The sequence below is a fragment of the Flavobacterium sp. 22659 genome (assembly GCF_052044235.1).
Classification (GTDB): domain Bacteria; phylum Bacteroidota; class Bacteroidia; order Flavobacteriales; family Flavobacteriaceae; genus Flavobacterium; species Flavobacterium johnsoniae.
On the sequence record NZ_JBQEMU010000026.1, the window covers coordinates 63,969 to 83,645 of the forward strand.

The 19,677-nt window shown below is 32.0% G+C and carries 15 protein-coding genes; 11 read left to right on the forward strand and 4 right to left on the reverse strand.

Annotated elements, in window-relative coordinates:
* Nucleotides 1–34 precede the first annotated feature (34 nt).
* The 8 genes from ACTJIW_RS21015 to ACTJIW_RS21050 all read left to right on the forward strand — a co-directional run bounded on the left by ACTJIW_RS21015 (nucleotide 35) and on the right by ACTJIW_RS21050 (nucleotide 12,406).
* Nucleotides 35–3,427, forward strand: a complete 3,393-nt coding sequence (locus ACTJIW_RS21015; protein ID WP_440716445.1) for a hypothetical protein — start codon at nucleotides 35–37, stop codon at nucleotides 3,425–3,427.
* Nucleotides 3,424–3,843, forward strand: a complete 420-nt coding sequence (gene ybeY, locus ACTJIW_RS21020; RefSeq protein WP_440716446.1) for an rRNA maturation RNase YbeY — start codon at nucleotides 3,424–3,426, stop codon at nucleotides 3,841–3,843. Before ACTJIW_RS21015 ends, ybeY begins: the two co-directional genes overlap by 4 nt.
* A 681-nt stretch (nucleotides 3,844–4,524) precedes the next feature.
* Nucleotides 4,525–6,396, forward strand: a complete 1,872-nt coding sequence (gene mnmG, locus ACTJIW_RS21025; RefSeq protein WP_012023089.1) for a tRNA uridine-5-carboxymethylaminomethyl(34) synthesis enzyme MnmG — start codon at nucleotides 4,525–4,527, stop codon at nucleotides 6,394–6,396.
* A 106-nt stretch (nucleotides 6,397–6,502) separates the two neighbouring features.
* Complete coding sequence (locus tag ACTJIW_RS21030; protein ID WP_440716447.1) at nucleotides 6,503–6,970, forward strand: hypothetical protein; 468 nt, start codon at nucleotides 6,503–6,505, stop codon at nucleotides 6,968–6,970.
* Between the two features lie 83 nt (nucleotides 6,971–7,053).
* Complete coding sequence (locus ACTJIW_RS21035) at nucleotides 7,054–7,902, forward strand: class I SAM-dependent methyltransferase (RefSeq protein ID WP_440716448.1); 849 nt, start codon at nucleotides 7,054–7,056, stop codon at nucleotides 7,900–7,902.
* A 673-nt stretch (nucleotides 7,903–8,575) separates the two neighbouring features.
* Nucleotides 8,576–9,154, forward strand: coding sequence for an OmpH family outer membrane protein (locus ACTJIW_RS21040; RefSeq protein ID WP_012023086.1), 579 nt, complete (start codon nucleotides 8,576–8,578; stop codon nucleotides 9,152–9,154).
* 108 nt (nucleotides 9,155–9,262) lie between these two features.
* Nucleotides 9,263–11,542 (forward strand): helix-turn-helix domain-containing protein, encoded by a 2,280-nt coding sequence (locus ACTJIW_RS21045; RefSeq protein WP_440716449.1) that lies wholly within the window; start codon nucleotides 9,263–9,265, stop codon nucleotides 11,540–11,542.
* A gap of 105 nt (nucleotides 11,543–11,647) precedes the next feature.
* Nucleotides 11,648–12,406 carry a hypothetical protein gene (locus ACTJIW_RS21050; RefSeq protein WP_440716450.1) on the forward strand — a complete coding sequence of 253 codons (759 nt, stop codon included), beginning with the start codon at nucleotides 11,648–11,650 and terminating at the stop codon, nucleotides 12,404–12,406.
* 43 nt (nucleotides 12,407–12,449) lie between these two features.
* Here the strand turns inward: ACTJIW_RS21050 and ACTJIW_RS21055 are convergent, their stop codons facing one another.
* The gene (locus ACTJIW_RS21055) at nucleotides 12,450–13,409 is read right to left on the reverse strand and encodes an SPOR domain-containing protein (protein WP_440716451.1); all 960 of its coding nucleotides are present in this window, start codon (nucleotides 13,407–13,409) and stop codon (nucleotides 12,450–12,452) included.
* A gap of 238 nt (nucleotides 13,410–13,647) precedes the next feature.
* On the opposite strand from ACTJIW_RS21055, the gene dprA reads away from it, so the two are divergent.
* Nucleotides 13,648–14,748, forward strand: coding sequence for a DNA-processing protein DprA (gene dprA, locus ACTJIW_RS21060; RefSeq protein ID WP_440716452.1), 1,101 nt, complete (start codon nucleotides 13,648–13,650; stop codon nucleotides 14,746–14,748).
* A 5-nt stretch (nucleotides 14,749–14,753) separates the two neighbouring features.
* Here the strand turns inward: dprA and ACTJIW_RS21065 are convergent, their stop codons facing one another.
* The gene (locus tag ACTJIW_RS21065; protein WP_440716453.1) at nucleotides 14,754–15,251 is read right to left on the reverse strand and encodes a hypothetical protein; all 498 of its coding nucleotides are present in this window, start codon (nucleotides 15,249–15,251) and stop codon (nucleotides 14,754–14,756) included.
* 3 nt (nucleotides 15,252–15,254) lie between these two features.
* Nucleotides 15,255–16,370 (reverse strand): acyltransferase family protein, encoded by a 1,116-nt coding sequence (locus ACTJIW_RS21070; RefSeq protein WP_440716454.1) that lies wholly within the window; start codon nucleotides 16,368–16,370, stop codon nucleotides 15,255–15,257.
* 182 nt (nucleotides 16,371–16,552) lie between these two features.
* Here ACTJIW_RS21070 and ACTJIW_RS21075 point away from each other — a divergent pair, with 182 nt between their 5' ends.
* Both ACTJIW_RS21075 and ACTJIW_RS21080 read left to right on the forward strand, forming a co-directional pair.
* The gene (locus tag ACTJIW_RS21075) at nucleotides 16,553–17,614 is read left to right on the forward strand and encodes a sensor histidine kinase (RefSeq protein WP_440716455.1); all 1,062 of its coding nucleotides are present in this window, start codon (nucleotides 16,553–16,555) and stop codon (nucleotides 17,612–17,614) included.
* A complete protein-coding gene (locus ACTJIW_RS21080) occupies nucleotides 17,604–18,293 on the forward strand; it encodes a LytR/AlgR family response regulator transcription factor (protein ID WP_440716456.1) in 690 nt (229 codons plus the stop codon). The genes ACTJIW_RS21075 and ACTJIW_RS21080 overlap by 11 nt, the downstream gene beginning before the upstream one ends.
* 281 nt (nucleotides 18,294–18,574) lie before the next feature.
* On the opposite strand, the gene trpS is transcribed toward ACTJIW_RS21080, so the two are convergent.
* Entirely contained in the window at nucleotides 18,575–19,549 is a 975-nt protein-coding gene (gene trpS / locus ACTJIW_RS21085; protein ID WP_440716457.1) for a tryptophan--tRNA ligase, read from the reverse strand.
* Nucleotides 19,550–19,677: the final 128 nt, after the last annotated feature.

Consider the following 19,677-nt stretch of genomic DNA (forward strand, 5'->3'; position numbering starts at 1 on the left):
ACTTTTATGGGTTATAATTAAAAGAGATTTTATTTTGAAAACATCATCTGCAATATATCAGAAGTTAGAAGGATTTATAAAGAAATATTATATGAATGAATTGATAAAAGGAGGACTTCTTTTTATTGGTTTTGGACTTTTGTATTTCCTGTTTACACTTTTTATAGAGTATTTTCTTTGGCTTAAACCATTAGGAAGAACCCTTTTATTCTGGATTTTTATTGCGGTAGAAGTTTTTCTGTTGTTTCGTTTTATCTTGTTTCCAATTTTTAAGTTGTTCAAACTTCAAAAGGGAATCGATTATAATCAGGCTTCAGCTATTATTGGAAATCATTTTACAGAAGTAAGTGATAAGCTGACAAACTTTTTACAGCTTTCTTCAAACGAAAATTCTGCTGAAAGTTCAGAATTAATGTTGGCTTCGATTGAGCAAAAAGCAAATTCATTACAGCCAATTCCATTTGGAAATGCCATCAATTACAAATCAAACAAGAAGTATTTACCATTAGCTTTGATTCCGGTTTTGTTGTTTGCAGTCTTTTTTGTTTCTGGAAACAGCAATATAATTTCTCAGAGTTTTAATAGAGTAGTACATTTTAATGCTTCGTTTTTACCGCCGGCTCCTTTCAAATTTGTGGTTTTAAATGACAAACTTCAAACAGAACAAAACAAAGATTTTATTGTAAAAGTTGAAACAGAAGGTAACGTAGTTCCAGAAAATGTAATGATCCATATTGGTAACGAAAGCTATTTTATGGAATCTTCTCAAACCGGAAAGTTCGAATTCAAGATCGAAAAACCTACATCAGACGTTCAGTTTTCATTTGAAGGAAATTCAGTTTCATCAAATGAATATGAATTAAAAGTTATTACAGTTCCATCAATTGCCAACTTCGAAATGGTTTTGAATTTTCCATCTTACCTAAAAAAGAAATCAGAAACGATTCAGGGAACTGGAAATGCAATCGTACCAGAAGGAACAATTGTAACCTGGAAAATGAAAACGCAGTCAACTCAAGAGGTAGTTTGGAAAGATGATAACTCAATTTTGAAGTTTAATAAGGCCGAAAACGAGTTTAAATTAGCTAAAAATATCAATCAAAATACAGAATATCAAATCCTTACTTCGAATAATAAGGTTAAAAACTACGAGAAATTAGACTATCAGCTGTCAGTTATTAAAGATCAGCATCCAACAATCACTGTTTCGCCAGCTCCGGATAGTTTAAAATTAGATAAGAATTATGTTTTAGGAAGACTTGGTGATGACTACGGTTTATCAAAATTGCAGATAGTGTATTACGAACATGGCAAACCACAAACTGCAAAACGAGGAACCATTCCTGTAAAGCAGACAGTATTTGATCAGTTCGTTTTTAACTTTCCAAGTAATCTTGCTGTTGAAGAAGGAGTATCGTATGAATACTATTTTGAGGTTTTTGATAACGATGCATTGCACGGATTTAAGAGTACAAAATCTTCTACGTTTTCAGACCGAGTTGCTACTACAGATGAAATTAAGGATGCAGAACTGCAACAGCAAAATGCTAACATTAATAGTTTATCTAAATCATTAAAGAATCAGGAAAAGCAATTTTCTGAAATGGATAAACTAAAAAATACCGGAAAAGAAAAAGATAATTTAGAGTTTAAAGATCAGCAAAAAGTAAATGATTTTATAAAACGTCAGAAACAGCAAGACGAAATGATGAAGCAGTTTGCTGAAAAAATGAACAAGAATTTAGATAAATACAATACCGATAAGAAAGATAAAACTGCCGAAGATTTACAAAAACGTTTAGATAATGCCGAGAAAGATTTAGAGAAAAATCAAAAATTGATGGATGAGTTGAAGAACTTAAATGATAAATTAAACAGCGATGAGTTGTTTGATAAGATGGAAAAGTTCAAACAAATCAGCAAAAACCAATCTCGTAATTTAGAACAATTAGTTGAATTAACGAAACGTTTTTATGTAGAAAAGAAAGCAGAGCAGGTTGCAGAGAAGCTAAATAAGTTAGCCGAAAAACAAGAACAGCTTTCTAATAAAGATGCAGAAAACACAAAAGAGAAGCAGGACGATATCAATAAATCATTTGATAAAATTAAAGAAGATCTTAAAGATTTGAAAGACGAAAACAATACTTTAAAATCTCCAATGGATATTCCTAAAGATGCTTCTAAAGAAAAAGACTTAGAGAATGATTTGAATAAAGCTTCAGAAGAATTAAATAAAAAGAATACTTCTTCGGCTAAGCCAAAACAAAAAAGTGCTTCAAAGAAAATGAAGTCTATGGCAGAGCAAATGAGTTCAAGTATGGAAGGCGGAGAACAAGAACAATTAGAAGAAGATGTTGCCATGCTTCGTCAGATTCTGGATAACCTTTTAGCTTTTTCATTATCTCAGGAAGATGTTATGAAACAATTTAAATCGATGAAATTAGGTTCTTCAGCCTATACAAAGAACATAAAAATTCAGCAGAATTTAAAACAACAGTTCCGTCATGTCGATGATAGTTTGTTTGCAATGTCTCTTAGAAATCCAAAAATAGCTGAAGATGTTACGAAGGAAATTGGCAACGTACAATATAATATGGATAAAGCAATTGAAGTTTTAACCGATGTTCAAATCCCAAAAGGAGTTTCACATCAGCAATATGCTGTTTCATCTGCCAACAAATTAGCCGATTTTTTAAGTGATCTTTTAAATAATATGCAGATGCAAATGTCTAAACCAGGAACTGGAAAACCAAAACCAGGGGATGGGCAAGGGATGCAATTACCAGATATTATTCAAAAACAAAAAGGTCTTGCTGATAAAATGAAAGAAGGAATGAAACCCGGAGACAAATCAGGAAGTGGTCAGCAGGGAAAAAGTGGAGAAGGAAAACAAGGTCAGGACAGCGGTCAAGGAAAAGAAGGAAATGGTAAAGAAGGTAAAAATGGTCAGGGTAAAAATGGACAAGGAAGTAAAGAAGGTGGAAAAGGAAAGGATGGAAATGAAGGCGAAGATGGAGAAGGAGATGCTGAAAAGATAATGGAGATTTACAAAGAGCAGGTTAAACTTCGTGAAGCTTTACAAAAAGAATTAGCTAAAAAAGGATTAGATGCTCAAGGAAGATCTGCAATAGAACAAATGAAAGCTTCAGAAAAACAGATTTTAAATAAAGGATTTAAGAATGAGAACCTGCAGAGAATTTTAAATATTCAGCAAGAACTATTAAAATTAAACAATGCAGTTCAGGAACAAGGTCAAGATACGAAGCGTCAATCTGAAACAAACAAGGCTGAATTTTCTAATCGTTCAAATGCTCTACCAAGCTCATTAACTGATTATTTAAATAGTGTAGAAATTTTAAATAGACAATCGCTACCTTTGCGCTCGAATTTTAATCAAAAGGTTCAAGAATATTTTAATACAAAATGATAAACTTTAATTACGAAACCGAATTTTCTTTAGACAATGAACAAGCTTTTACAGATTGGTTGAGCGCTGTTATTGTATCTGAAAAGAAGAATGAGGGAGAAATAAATTATATTTTTTGTGATGATGAATACCTGCATAAAATAAATGTTGAGTATTTAAACCACGATACACTAACTGATATTATCAGTTTTGATTATACAGTTGGTAACGAAATAAGCGGAGATATTTTTGTATCTATTGAAAGAGTAGAGGACAACGCTAAAGATTTTAATGTTTCTTTTGAAGAAGAATTGAAACGTGTTCTCACTCACGGTATATTACATTACTGTGGATACAAAGATAAAAGTGATGCGGATGCAGAACTAATGCGTTCGAAAGAAGATGAAAAAATTGCAATGTTTCACGTGGAACAGTAATTAAATATCTATAAAAAAAATATGTTCCACGTGAAACATATTTTTAAAGCTAAATATATCATGTTCCACGTGAAACGTTTTTAATTATTGAGTCTTAATTTTAGAATTTCGTTCCACGTGGAACATAAAACAGAATAAAAGAATTCAGTTTTTAATTTTTAAAATAAGTTCCACGTGGAACAGTTTATAGAAATTTTTAATTCGTTTTAAGTAAAGAAATATGTTCCACGTGAAACAGTTTTGATATTTATAAATAATCAAGATATTGTTTAGAGAATATATTTTTAAATATTTCGTTCCACGTGGAACGAATAAAATGAATTTAGAATAAATGAATTTGGGTTTAAAATTGTTTTGAGCTTTGTTTGAGAAATGTTTTAAATCTGATGTTTCGATGTTTTTTGATATTAATTTGGTTCCATGTGGAACCAAATTCTAAGTTTGATTTTAATTTTTTCGTTTCGTTTTACTTTGTAAAAAGAATGGAAAAACGGAATTGAAATATAGTTTTCAGTGTACGCTGTAAAGCGTGAAACTTGAAACATTGAATTGAAACTTCAAGTTTTTGAATTTGGATTTTCTGAGATTGAAATTAAAAGATTCGTTCCACGTGGAACAAAAAGGAAATAAAGTTAATTCTGAGAACTGCCTTAAACGGTTTGCAGAGAATAATAAAACAAAATGTTTTTAGAAGAGTACGATGTTATTGTAGTTGGTGCTGGTCATGCAGGATCTGAAGCCGCGGCAGCGGCCGCAAATTTAGGATCCAAAACTTTGTTGGTTACAATGAGTTTGCAGAACATTGCCCAGATGTCTTGCAACCCTGCAATGGGAGGAATTGCAAAAGGACAAATTGTTCGTGAGATCGATGCGCTTGGAGGATACTCCGGAATTGTTTCAGATCGAACTGCAATTCAGTTTAAGATGTTGAACAAATCAAAAGGACCAGCAATGTGGTCGCCAAGAGTTCAAAGTGATCGAATGCGTTTTGCAGAAGAATGGAGAATGATGTTGGAGGGAACTCCAAATTTAGATTTTTACCAAGAGATGGTAAAAGGTTTGATAATCGAGAACGGAAAGATAAAAGGGATTAGAACTTCGCTTGGAGTTGAAATTCGATCCAAATCGGTTGTGTTGACAAACGGAACTTTTTTGAACGGATTAATTCATATTGGAGAAAAACAATTTGGAGGAGGAAGAGCAGGCGAAAGTGCTGCAACCGGAATTACCGAAGATTTAGTGAAAGCCGGATTTGAAGCTGGAAGAATGAAAACAGGAACGCCGCCACGAGTTGATGGACGTTCTTTGGATTATTCTAAAATGAACGAAGAAAAAGGAGATGCAAAACCAGATAAGTTTTCATATTCTGATTTGACAAAACCTTTAACGCAACAACGTTCTTGTTACATGACATACACGTCGCTGAATGTTCATGATATTTTGAGAGAAGGTTTTGATCGTTCACCAATGTTCAACGGAAGAATAAAAAGTTTAGGTCCGAGATATTGTCCTTCGATCGAAGATAAGATTAATCGTTTTGCAGATAAAGAACGTCACCAGCTTTTTGTTGAACCGGAAGGATGGAATACTTGCGAAGTTTATGTAAACGGATTTTCAACTTCGCTTCCGGAGGATATTCAGTTTAAAGCTTTGCGCTCTGTTGCCGGTTTTGAAAATGTGAAATTCTTCCGTCCGGGTTATGCAATCGAATATGATTATTTCCCGCCGACACAATTGAAACATACTTTGGAAACCAAGTTGGTCGAAGGATTATATTTTGCCGGACAAATTAATGGAACGACAGGATATGAAGAAGCAGCTTCGCAAGGTTTGATGGCCGGAATAAATGCGCATTTAAAAGTGCATGAAAAAGCGCCGTTAATTTTAAAACGTGACGAAGCGTATATTGGAGTTTTGATCGACGACTTAATTACGAAAGGAACAGAAGAACCTTATCGTATGTTTACATCAAGAGCAGAATATAGAACTTTACTGCGACAAGATAATGCTGATTTCAGATTGACACCAATGTCGTTCGAAATTGGTTTAGCTTCTGAAGATCGAATGAGAAGAATGGAGCATAAACTTAACGAGTCTGAAAAGATGGTTGCCTTCTTTAAAGAAACAAGTGTAACAGTTGCAGAAACAAATCCAATTTTAATTGAAAAAGAATCGGCACCAATTTCACAAGGCGATAAAATGTTTAAAGTTTTTTCTCGTCCGCAGATTGAATTAGAGGATATGCTGAAATTTGAAAAAGTAGATTCTTATATCAAAGAAAATAATCTAGACGAAGAAATTGTTGAGCAAGCCGTAATTCAAGTTAAGTATTCTGGTTATATCGAAAAAGAAAGAAATAATGCTGATAAACTAAATCGTTTAGAAGAAGTAAAAATTCCGGAGAATTTCGATTACAATAAAATTAAATCAATGTCGATTGAAGCAAAACAAAAATTAAGCAAAATTCGACCTGTTACAATTTCTCAGGCATCAAGAATCAGCGGCGTATCACCAAGTGATATTTCCGTGCTTTTGATTTATATGGGAAGATAAAAAAGTTTTCAGTCGCAGTTTTCAGTTTTTAGTATTTTTAACTGTGACTGAAAACTGCGACTGAAAACTAAATTTTGTTCCACGTGAAACATTGAATTCAATTTTAATGAAAGTTGTTAGAATAGAAAATTTATCATTAGAAGAAAAAAAGGTTTTAATGCATCTTCGTAACAATGCATTTCCGGTTCAGTTTGGTCATGCAGCATTTGAAGAATTTGATTTGTATTTGGATAGTTTGATCGAAACAAAACATTATTTGCTGAAAGACGAAAATCAAATAGGAGGCTGGGCTTTTACTTTTTTTCGAGATCAGGAAGTTTGGTTTTCGATAATGATAAATAATCAAATTCAGGGAAAAGGAAACGGAACAAAATTGATTGAAGAATTAAAAAGAAATAATTTCAATTTGAATGGCTGGGTTATCGATCATGAAAATGATATAATGCAAAATGGCGAAGTTTATAAATCGCCTTTGTTATTTTATATCAAAAACGGTTTTAGTGTTTATCAAAATACAAGAATCGAAAATGAAAAAATTAAAGCAGTTAAAATAAATTGGACAAACAAAAAATAGAAATAAAAAAAATAATGCTAAAAGTGATTTTTCATTTTTAGCATTTCTCATGAATTAAACCAAAAAATACCAAGAATTAAAAAATGGACGTTTTAAACAAAAAACATTTTCTTACTGTAAAAGACCATTCTGTTTCAAAAGAAATTTTCGATTTGTACTATGATGAAAATCTGGATATGCTGATTACTTCTCCGCAGCCGGATTTAGAAAATTTAGGGAGATATTACGAAAGTGAAGATTACATTTCGCATACAGATAACAAACGTTCTGTTTTTGAAAAAGCATATCATTTTGTAAAAAGTATCGCTTTAAAAAATAAACTGAATTTGATAAATTCAGAACAATCTCAAAAAGGAAAAATTTTAGACATTGGAGCTGGAACCGGAGATTTTTTATTAACGGCAAAAAATGACGGCTGGAACGTAATTGGAATTGAACCGAGCGACCGGGCAAAAAATATTGCGAAGCAAAAAGGAATTTCGTTTGCAGAAGAAACAGCTTCTTTAGAAAATAATTCTTTTGACGTAATTACGATGTGGCACGTTTTGGAACACGTTCCAAATTTAGAACTTCAAATTCAGGAATTGAAGCGTTTGTTAAAACCAACTGGAACATTAATTGTTGCGGTTCCAAATTTTAAATCTTTCGACGCAGAACATTACGGAGAATTTTGGGCAGCTTTTGATGTGCCAATTCATTTTTGGCATTTTTCAAAAAAAGCGATAAAATCACTTTTCGAAAAAGTCGATATCAAATTAGAAAAAATACTTCCAATGAAATTTGATTCATTTTATGTGAGTCTGCTTTCTGAAAAATACAAAACAGGAAAAATGAATTTTGTCCGTGCATTTTTTATTGGTTTAAGATCAAATTTAAAAGCATCAAGTACAAAAGAGTATTCATCTCACATTTACGTGCTAAAAAACAACTAAAACGCAAAATAAGCGCATTTAAGACACTTTCTCTCTTAAGTTGAGGGTTTGTGTTGTCTTTTTTTAGAAAAAGGCTCTAATAAAAGCTATGAAAGTCACTTTTAATAGTGATATTTTATAGCTTTTTTTTGATCCATAAAGAAAACTAATACCTTAAAATCAGGGCAGTTTTTCTATTTTTTTCTTGATTTTTTCAATTTTTAATTTTTGACTTTGACAAGATGAAAAAAAGAAATTTTTTTGTTTTTGGATTTTGCTTTTTGGATTTTCAAAAAATGAAAATTTCAAAAAATATCAAAAAGAGAAATTTCATGACTTTTTTTTAAAATGAACTTGATTACTTGTTTTTGTTGATTTTTGGAAATGAAATTTATTAACGAGGTTTAAAAAAGTATTGGTTTTAGAATTTAGCTAAAAAAGCATCAAAACGCAAAATAAGCGCATTTAAGGCGCTTTCTTGGTTAAATTGAGGGTTTGTGTTGTCTTTTTTGAGAAAATAGTTCTAACGAAAGCTGTAGAAGTCACTTTTAATAATGATATTTTATAGAATAAAAATGTGCCATAAAGAAAACTAATATGCTAAAATTCGAGCATTTTTTAAACTTTATGTCGATCCTATTTATTTTTTTATATTTTTGTCTTTCATACCAATAAAAAAATAGAAATTTAGAAAATGAAAAAAGCATTAGCAATTATCGCACTTTCAATTTTAGTTGTTTCGTGTAATAAAGCAACAGAAGTTAAGGAAGTAAAAACAGCTTACATAGATACTTCAGTTTTAATGAAAGAGTACACTGAAGCAAAAGACCTTGAGGCTAAATACAAAGCTCAGGCAGAAGAAAAAGGAAGACAATTACAAGCTGAAATTTCCCGTTTCAAACAAGACGCTGCTAATTTTCAAAGCCAGGCACAGGCAAATGGCCAGCAATGGGCTCAGCAAAGAGGTGCAGAATTGCAAAAAAGAGAGCAGCAATTAGGATATGCTCAACAAGCATTATCTCAGCAATTGCAGCAGGAAAGCGGTGTTGAAATGGATTCTCTTGTAAGCGGAGTTAAAAAATTCATCAAAGAATACGGTAAGAAAAACGGATATTCTTATATCTACGGTACAGGTGATGCAGCTACAGTTTTGTATGCTGAAGACAAGTATGATATTACAAAAGAAGTAGTTAAAGCTTTAAATGACAAATACAAAGCGTCTCCAAAAGCAGAAGAAAAAGCTCCTGCTAAAAAAGAAGAAGCTAAAAAATAAAAACTGCCAAACTAACTAAAACTAAAATTGAAAAACCTAAATCCACATCGGATTTAGGTTTTTTTCTTTTATAAAAATGCGATAATTTTGACGTTTAATACCGGTCTAATGCAAAACGTTTCCGAAGCTGCAGCTTACACTTTACAATTTATCAATCAAACACAAAAATCGATCTTCCTGACAGGTAAAGCCGGCACAGGAAAAACGACTTTATTGCGTGAAATTATAGCAACAACACACAAAAATACTGTAGTTGTTGCGCCTACCGGGATTGCAGCTTTAAATGCAGGCGGTGTAACAATTCATTCGATGTTTCAGCTGCCTTTTTCAGCATTTATTCCTTCGTATGAAGAAAGTTCCCAGTTTACAGAAACCGTAAAATTTGAGAATAAGGAATCACTTCGCCGACATTTTAAAATGAACAATGTAAAGCGAAATGTAATTCGAAATATGGAACTGCTGATTATTGATGAAGTCAGCATGCTTCGCGCTGATTTACTGGATGCTATCGATTTTATGATGCAGACAGTCCGAAGAAATACGCGCGCTTTTGGAGGTGTTCAGGTGCTTTTTATTGGTGATTTATTGCAGCTGCCACCCGTAATTCGGGATGAAGAATGGCGCACTCTGCGCAATTTTTATAAAGGCAAATTCTTTTTTCATTCGCATGTAATTCAGCAAAATCCGCCTTTGTATATCGAATTATCCAAGATTTACCGCCAGAGCGACGATGTCTTTATTTCAGTTTTAAACAATCTGCGAAACAATCAAATCACAACCCAGGATATTGAGGTTTTGAACCAATATGTACAGCCGGATTTTGACTTAAAAATGAATCCGGGTTATATAACCCTTACAACGCATAATGCAAAAGCCGATGCTATAAATGAACAGGCTATCAATGATTTAGCAGGAAATGAATTTGCTTATCAGCCATTTGTAGTGGGCGATTTTCCGGAGAAAATTTTTCCTGTAGAAGAAAATCTAAAACTTAAAGTAGGTGCTCAGGTAATGTTTGTCAAGAATGATTTATCTTTTGAAAAGCGTTATTTTAATGGAAAAATGGGCGTTATAAAATCACTTTCGGCAGAAGAAATCTTTGTTCATTTTCCGGAAGAAAACAAAACCATTGAAGTTGAAAAATACGAATGGAAAAACATTCGCTACAAAGTCAACGAACTGACAAAGGAAATCGAAGAAGAAGTTCTGGGAACATTTGCACATTATCCAATCAAATTGGCCTGGGCCATTACGGTTCATAAAAGTCAGGGTTTAACTTTTGAGAAAGCTGCGCTCGATGTATCGCAAGTTTTTCTTCCTGGGCAGGCCTATGTAGCACTTTCGCGTTTAACTTCCTTAAACGGTCTTATTTTGCTTTCTAAGATGCAGATGAACGGTCTGTCGAACGATCAGGATGTAATGGATTATGCTTTGAACAAAGCAACAGAAGATGATTTGAAAAATTCACTTCATTTTGAAACCAAGAATTTTATTCATAACTATTTGATAAACAGTTTTAACTGGACAGATTTAGCACAAGAATGGAGAAATCACCGTTTTAGTTATAATGAAAATGCTGTCGCTTCAGAAAAATCAAAACATTCGGCCTGGGCGCATAAACGCATGGATACGATTGAAGCATTGGCAGATCCTTCACAGAAATTCATTCAGCAGCTCAATAAAATTTTCAGCAAAGAAACTGTCGATTTAAAGTTTGTTCAGGAAAGGGTAGTGGCGGCTTACGATTACTTTTTTAAATCAATGGATAAATTGGTTTCGGATCTTTTGAGTAAAATGGCTGAAATTCAGAAATTTAAAAAGGTAAAAGAGTTTTACGAAGAATTAGCTCTGCTGGACGATTTACAGACAAAAGCCGTTTTGCGTTTAATGAAAGCCAGACTGCTGGTTGATATTGTGGTTTCCCGTGAAACAATCAGTAAAGAAAGTTTAACATCGCCAGCCATTAAAAATTATAAAACAGATAAAATTTCGAAAATCAAAGAAGAGTTTAAAATGGCGAATACAGACATGTTTCAGGTCGATGAGCCTGTTATACGTTATTCTTCTAAAAAAGTGGATAAAACAGCCGAAAACGGCCCAAAAAAGACAACTGTTGAAGAGACTCATGAACTTTGGTTACAAAAAAACTCTGTAGAAGATATTGCACGCATTAGAAAACTCACTGTGCAAACTGTCGAATCACATTTAATAAAACTCATTCAGGCGAAAAAAGTAGACGTTTCAGATGTGCTTCCGTATGATAAAATCCTTGCTTTGCGTGAAGCATTTCAGTTTTACGATGAAGAATCCTTAAGTCCGTTAAAAGAAAAATACGGTGAAGAATTTACCTGGGATGAACTTAAGATGTTTAAAGCCAGCATTAATTGATTGTAGATTTTAGATTTTTTGTGCGGCTTGGGTAAGATTTTGTAACTTGTTGTATGATTCTAAATTTTAGAATTAACTATAAAAACATTATGTAAAATAGAAATTATGAAAAAGCTTATATACATTACATTACTTATTTTTTCTGTCACAAATATTTCGGGTCAGGTACTTAAAAAAGAATATCAAAAATTCATTCAAGTTTTCATTGACAATGTAAAAGGGGACAAGAAAGAAGAAATTGCAAAGATAATTTCGTATCCGTTAAAAAGGGATACTCCAATTCCATCAATCAAAAATAAAACGGAATTTATTAAGAGATATTCAGAAATTTTTGATCCCGTTTTGAAAAAAGAAATAACATCGTCTAAAGCCGATAAAGACTGGACAGAAATGGGATGGCGCGGTATTATGCTAAATCAGGGAACAATTTGGTTTGATGAAGAAGGTCGTTTAATAAGCATTAATTATCAATCCAAATTTGAAAGCGATTTGAAAAACAAACTGATAGGTTCTGAGAAAACTAAAGTACACGCCTCAATCTCTAAATTTAAAGAACCGGTTTATGTTTTAGAAACTTCTAAATTCAGGATCAGAATTGATGATTTAGGTAATAATAACTTTCGTTATGCTTCATGGTCTATCAAACAAAAAATGACTGAAAAACCAGATTTAATTATAACTAACGGTAAATGGGTTCAGGACGGCACAGGAGGAAACCATTACATTGAATTTAAAAAAGGAAACTATGTTTATGTATGCGATATCATAGTTTTGGGCGAAAAAAATTCGCCTCCGGCAAGATTAGTTATTACACAAAACGGAAAAGAAATTTTAAATCAGGATGCCAAAATTGTTCCACGTTAAACATAAAAAAATCCTATTCAAACGAATAGGATTTTTAAAGATTTTATAAGTTTTCAACGAGAATCCAGGCATCTGGATTTTCACCTTTTTGAATTTCTTTTTGAGCTTTTTCAGCTTCGGCCATTGTTGCATAACTTCCGTATAAAACGGGAAATAAACCGTGTTTGTTTTCACCAAGCATTCTGGCGCTGTATCCGTCTTTAATTAACTGGTTATAAGCTTTTCTTGCATTAGCTTCGCTTCTAAACGCGCCAGCCATAATGTGATACGGCATTAATTTTTCGGCAGTTTCTACTTTTGCAGAATCTACTAACGTTACTGCTGGCAGCGGGTTTTGAATAACAAAAGTTGCTTCCTGAATTTTGTTCTGAACTTTTTTCTGAACATTTCCTTCTACCACAAGGGTTTGAGCAGCAATTTGATTTTGGTATAATGGATATCCTATGCTTCCAGTTATTCCAAGTCCAAGAACAAATATTGCAGCATATCTTAAGAATGGTCTTGAAGATCTAACTTCTTCATTTTCATATAATGAAATTGGTTCTTTTTCTGAAATCTGTTCAATTGTTTTCTCAAAGATTTCTCTTTTAACCAACGGAGAAACAAACGGGCTCAATCCAAAAGATGTTGCCAGATAGTTTATTTGCTCATTTGGTGTAAATATGATATTGCTTTCAGAATTAAGACGAAGATCTCCAATATTTTTAAGACTTATAACGCCGTTTTCTTCAAGAGTTTGTCTCCAGTTTTGTACTTCATAAGCAATACCATTTACAGCTGCTCCGTAAGATATATTCTCTGCCTGAGCAACATGATTTGCTAATAATCCGTCATTGTTTTTTAAACGGCTATTGAAAAAGATTGTTTTCTTGGGTGGAAAAAACGAATTTGTACTTTCATTCAGTTGAGCTGAGTGAATTTCCGTTAAAAATGCTCCAAATCCAGGAACCGTTACACACTGATAACGATACAATAACTGCGCGATGTAAGTTTCGATTTTCATAGTAACAAAGTTAGGTAATGAATATAGTTATCAAAATTTTATTCACAATTTTTATTAACAATTGGAATTTTTTTATAGACAATTAATTTTCAATATTTTAACATTTAGGTTATCAGCAATATTAAATTTTGTTTATTATAAAATAGTTTTTTTATTAAGAAATTACTTTGTTTTTATCATATTTGCAATACTTTTTGAGTTTAGTTTTTAGCTCTATTTTACATAATATTTTAAAGAGATGTCAGATCAGGAATTATTTTATTTATTAGCCTTACTTAAAGTAGATGGAGTTGGAGATATAATGGCTAAAAAATTGCTGGTAAATTGCAGTAAAGCTGAAGATGTTTTCAAAACAAAGACAAATCAACTTGCTGCTATAGATGGAGTTGGTTCAGTTTTATTAAAAAACCTGAAAGACAAAAGTATTTTTGAGAAAGCGAATCAAGAACTTGAGTTTATAAGAAAAAATAATATTAAGGTTTCTTATTTTCAGGAAGAAAATTATCCAGATCGGTTAAAACATTGTTTAGATTCTCCTGTTTTACTTTTTTCGGGCGGTAACATAAATCTAAAAAACAAAAAAATTATTAGTATTGTCGGTACGCGGCAGATAACATCTTATGGAACAGAATTCTGCCGAAAACTTATAGAAGATTTGATACCGTTAGATCCTGTAATTGTAAGCGGTTTTGCTTATGGTGTTGATATTGTTGCGCATCAGTTTGCTATGGATTATAATTTGCAGACTATTGGCGTTCTGGCACATGGTTTAAATCAGGTTTATCCAAAAACGCATAAAAAGTATATGGCGAAAATGGAAGAAAACGGAGGTTTTATAACCGAATTTTGGAGTTCATCAAATCCTGATAAAGAAAATTTTGTGAAAAGAAATCGAATTGTGGCCGGCATAAGCGAAGCCACAATTGTGATAGAATCTGCAGATAAAGGCGGATCACTCATAACTGCCAATTTAGCAAATGATTATAATCGGGATGTTTTTGCAGTTCCAGGCAGAGTAACAGATAGATACAGCCAAGGGTGCAATGATTTAATTAAAACTCAAAAAGCCAATGTTTTAACTAGTGCGGCTGATTTGATTTATGTTTTGAACTGGGATTTAGAAAAGAAACCCAAAGTGATTCAACAACAATTGTTTATCGATCTCAATCCTGACGAACAAAAGATTTATGATTTTCTTTTAAAAAATGGCAAAGAACTTCTAGACATTATCGCTTTGGAATGCGATTTGCCGATTTTTAAGATCTCCGGAACTCTTTTAAATATGGAACTAAAAGGTATTATAAGACCTTTGCCTGGAAAAATGTTTGAAGTAGTTTAAAAGAATTAAGATTTTGGATAATATTTCGAAATTTCAATAGAAAAAAGAACACTCGAAATCTTCCATTGTCCATTAATTTTGACTAGCTGCCAATATTCATTACCCCAATTTGTCATCGAATCTTCTGACCAAAAACTGTAATCAAATGTTACGCTGGCAATGGCATCATCATTTTGAATTACTATGTTTTCGAACTTTTCCTCGCTTTTTTTATCTCGTAGAATACTTTGTATAAATGAAGTATAAGTGCTTGTAAAATAATTTTTTACAATTGATGGATTATCTTTGATTGTTTTGGCCTGACTTTTTTCTTTAATTACACCAATCCAGTTAACGTTTCCTTTAAAAAATAAACTATTAAAAGTTACAGAATCCTTTTTTACAATACTTTGCATAAAACTGTTTAACAATTGATGTATTTCCTCCTTATCTTTTGATGTTTGTTGTGCAGAAATGAAGTTTAAAGAAACAAATAGTAATAAAATTGTAATGGCTGTTTTCATGTTTTAAGACTTAATTTTTAGTATATAATTTTTAATTTTTGAAGAGGGATTTTCAATTAAATGTTTGATAAAATAGCTGATTATGATACAGTTAATAAAACAAATTAGTAAAGTGATTTGCCCGTCTTTTTCAATATTTAATTTTTCTAATGCCATTTGTGTTAAGTGTATAATTCCTTTGTGCGTGAGATAAATAGAAAAAGAAAGTGATGCCAGCCGAGCCGATAAAATAGATTTTGAATGATATAAAAAACAAGATTTTGAAACAGCCGACATTACAATTAATCCAAAGCCAATTGAAACTAATGTGAACCCAATTATAGAAGCTGATTGTGAAGTTTGATTGGAACAAATCCAAAACGAAAATGGAACAACTACTAATCCGGATAAGAATAATAGATTGCCATTTGAATTAATGAATTTTTTAAAGCAACTGGAATATTCATAAAAATATGCAATACCAATTCCTGTTACTAAACCGTCTAATCTTGTGTAGGTTGGATAATAAATTTTCATGTACCAAATTCTCCATACATTATCCACATTTTGGTTTGGAACTATGAATAACTCCCATGAAATTATTCTTAAAAGAATAGTAACAATCAATAGAGAAAACAGAAAATACTTTATTGTATATACCTTTTGTAATTTTACAAATAGCAGGAGAAACAATGGAAAAAGAAGATAAAACTGTTCTTCAATACACAGTGACCAGGCATGAGAAAAGGTTCCAAAGCGGAGTAGGTCAAGTTCAATGTTTTGAGTAAAAGTGATAAATTTCCAAAATGAAGGCAAAGCTTCTCTTTCTCTAAAAAGAGGAAAGCCAAAATATAAAATTAAGGTTAATGCGTAAGGTGGAATGATTCTAAAAAAGCGTTTGATATAAAACTCTTTTAAGCAAATTTTATTTAAGTATTTGAGTTGTTCAAAAAGCTGTTTTGAAATCAGAAATCCACTAAGAACAAAAAACAAATCTACCCCAGTCCAGCCAAATTGACCATATTTGTCTACCCATTCTGGATGAGCAAACATGCGATAATGATACACCAAAACCATTATAATCGCTAAAGTGCGTAAATGATCAAGGCCAAGAAATTTTTCTGTTGTTGGAGAGTTCATTTTTTTTCTGCAAAACTAGAGCAGACTTTCTTCTGTTTTTTGAACGGTATTTGTAAAGCTGACTTTGATGTTTGAATAACTTAATTTCATATTTCAATGACGCTTCTTGTCGTTCATCATCAAATTTAAGCCGTTTACCATCAACTTATAAAAAATGGAATTTGATTGTCTATTTTTGGATTATGATAAAATGTAGTTTAAATAATAATGCAAAGCAAAGTACTGTATTTCAGCTGTTTTTCTGGATTTTGTTTTTCTTAATCGGCGAAGCTAAAATTTATGCTGAATACAGACAGCCACTTTTTTCTATGAATATTCCGTATGATTTGTGCCATTTGATTTTTCAAGTCTTAAGTGCCAATTTTATATATTTCATTTTGATAAAAAGGGTATTTTATAAAAAGCATTATTTACAATTTATCGTTTTTTTAGTTACTAGTATTTACTTGTTTTCAGTTTCAAACAGAGTTTTTGCTATTTATATAGCCGAACCTTTTTTTAGTAATGAACCGCAGGACGATTTGTTAAGTATTTTTACAGATTTGGATTATCTGTTTTGTTATTATGTGATTCCAATTGCGACTGCCTCTTTTGTTTTTGTTTCTGTAGCATTTATGTTCGATTTAAGGAACGAAAAACAATATTCTGTAGAAATACTCAAAGAAAAGGCAGAATTAGAATTAAAGGCCTTAAAAACGCAATTAAATCCACATTTTTTATTCAACACGCTAAATAATATTTATTCGCTGTCGATCATTGATTCTGAAAAAACGTCAGAATCAATAAGCCGTCTTTCAAACATTTTGGATTATATTTTATATAAAGGCCATAATAAATTAATTTCTATCTCAGATGAGTTGAAGGTAATTCACGATTACATCGAATTAGAGAAATTACGTTACGATTCAAGGCTAGAACTTATTATTACTGAACAAATTAAAAATCAGAATTTTGTCCCGCCTTTATTGTTTTTATCTTTGGTAGAAAATGCTTTTAAACATGGCGCAGGAAGTATTTCTGGAAATATTTTCATTTCAGTTTTTATCGAAACTGATGCTGTAAAGACAGTTTTTAAAATTGAAAATTCTTTTGTTCCTAAAGAAATTAATAATGAAAAGAGTATGGGTTTAAAGATAATTCAGGAACAATTAAAAATTATTTATGGAAATCTGAGTTCCTATTTAGTTAAAAATGAAGATAATCGATTTATTGTAGAAATAATAGTTCCGGCCAATGAAAATTGATTGTATTATAGTTGATGATGAACCGCTTGCAATTAAGCTTTTAGAAAATCATATCTCTAAAATTGAAGAGCTGCGATTGGTTGGTACTGCCGGAAATGCTTTAGAGGCTTATAAGCTCACTAAGTTAAAAACTGTTGATCTAATTTTTTTAGATATTCAAATGCCGGACTTAACCGGAATAGATTTTCTAAAATCATTAAAAAACAAGCCAAAAACCATTTTTACCACTGCATACAGAGAATTTGCTGTTGAAGGTTTTGAACTTGAAGCGGTAGATTATATTTTGAAACCCATAACTTTTGAACGTTTTTTTAAAGCTGTAGAACGCGTTTTAAGACATGACTCTGATTATGTAAAAGAAGACTTTTTAATGTTGAAGTCAAATGGTTTGCAATATAAAATTATCCTGAAATCTATTTTGTTTTTTGAAAGTCAGGGAAATAACGTTAAGGTAGTTTTAAAGAATGAAATGCCTCTTATTGTGAAGTACAAATTAAGTGATTTAGAGAATGAGTTGAGCTCACTGGGTTTTGTTCGTATTCACAGATCTTTTATAGTTAACTCAAAAGAAATAAATGCTTTAGGAAATACTGAGCTCATTATTGAAAACTTTTCTGTACCCGTTGGAAGAAGCTATAAGTCAAATTACGAAGAATTGAAAAGAAAACATTCTATATAGTTTACTATGTGAGTTATTTATATATTTAACGAGTAATTTCTGTTATTTGTTTTTGTTTCTAAAATGTTTAAATAAGCGGTACAATACATAGATAATCAATATTCCAAAAGCAATATTTAGTATCTGAAAAAGATAAGGAGGAATGTCGTAGTCTTCAATATATTTATTCATTTTGAGTAGGTATTAAATTATAAATAATTAGTTTATATGAAGTTACAAAAAAATGCATAAAAAAACCTCCTGAATTAACAAGAGGTTTAATATGGTGTTTGAATTTGTTTTTATTTTCCAAATCCCAGTTTCTCACGAACTCTTTGCAGAACTCCGTCAGCAACTGCTGAAGCTTTCGCAGCACCTTTTTTCAATAAGGCATCAACTTCATCAAGATTGTTTATATAGTAATTATATCTTTCTCTTTCTGTTTTGAATTTTTCTGTAATCAATTCAAAAATAGCTTGTTTTGCGTGGCCGTAACCATAATTTCCGCCTAAATAATTTGCTCTCATTTCTGTAATCTGAGCTTCATCTGCCATTAAAGAATAAATAGCAAAAGCGTTGCAGGTATCAGGATTTTTTGGAGCTTCAAGCGGTGTACTATCCGTTTCAATGCTCATAATCTGCTTGCGCAAAGCTTTATCATCAAGGAAAATGTTGATGTAATTATTAGCAGATTTACTCATTTTTCCTCCATTCGTTCCGGGAATCAATTTGCTGTCTTCCTGAATTTTAGCTTCTGGAAGTACAAAAGTTTCGCCCATTTGGTGGTTGAATCTTGAAGCTACATCACGGGTAATTTCTATGTGCTGTAATTGATCTTTTCCAACAGGAACAAATTCTGCATCATACAATAAAATATCAGCAGCCATCAACATCGGATAAGTAAAAAGTCCGGCGTTAACATCGTCTAAACGATCGGCTTTGTCTTTGAAAGAATGTGCCAAAGTTAAACGCTGAAACGGGAAAAAGCAGCTTAAATACCAGGTTAATTCAGTTGTTTGAACTACATCTGACTGTCTGTAAAAAGTTACACGGTCAATATCTAATCCAAAAGCAAGCCATGCAGCAGCCACACTAAAGGTATTTTCTCTTAATGTTTTACCATCTTTAATTTGTGTAATCGAATGTAAATCAGCAATAAACAAAAATGATTCGTTTGCCGGATTATTCGATAACTCAATTGCAGGGATGATAGCTCCCAATAGATTTCCTAAGTGAGGCGTTCCAGTACTCTGAACACCAGTAAGTATTTTTGCCATTCTAGTTTTTTTCTTAACCGCAAATATTGCAAGTTTAATTTTAACCGCAAAGTTCGCAAAGTTTATTTTTAATTTAACTGCAAAGTTCGCAAAGTTTATTGGAATGTAAATTCTTTTATAAAATTCAC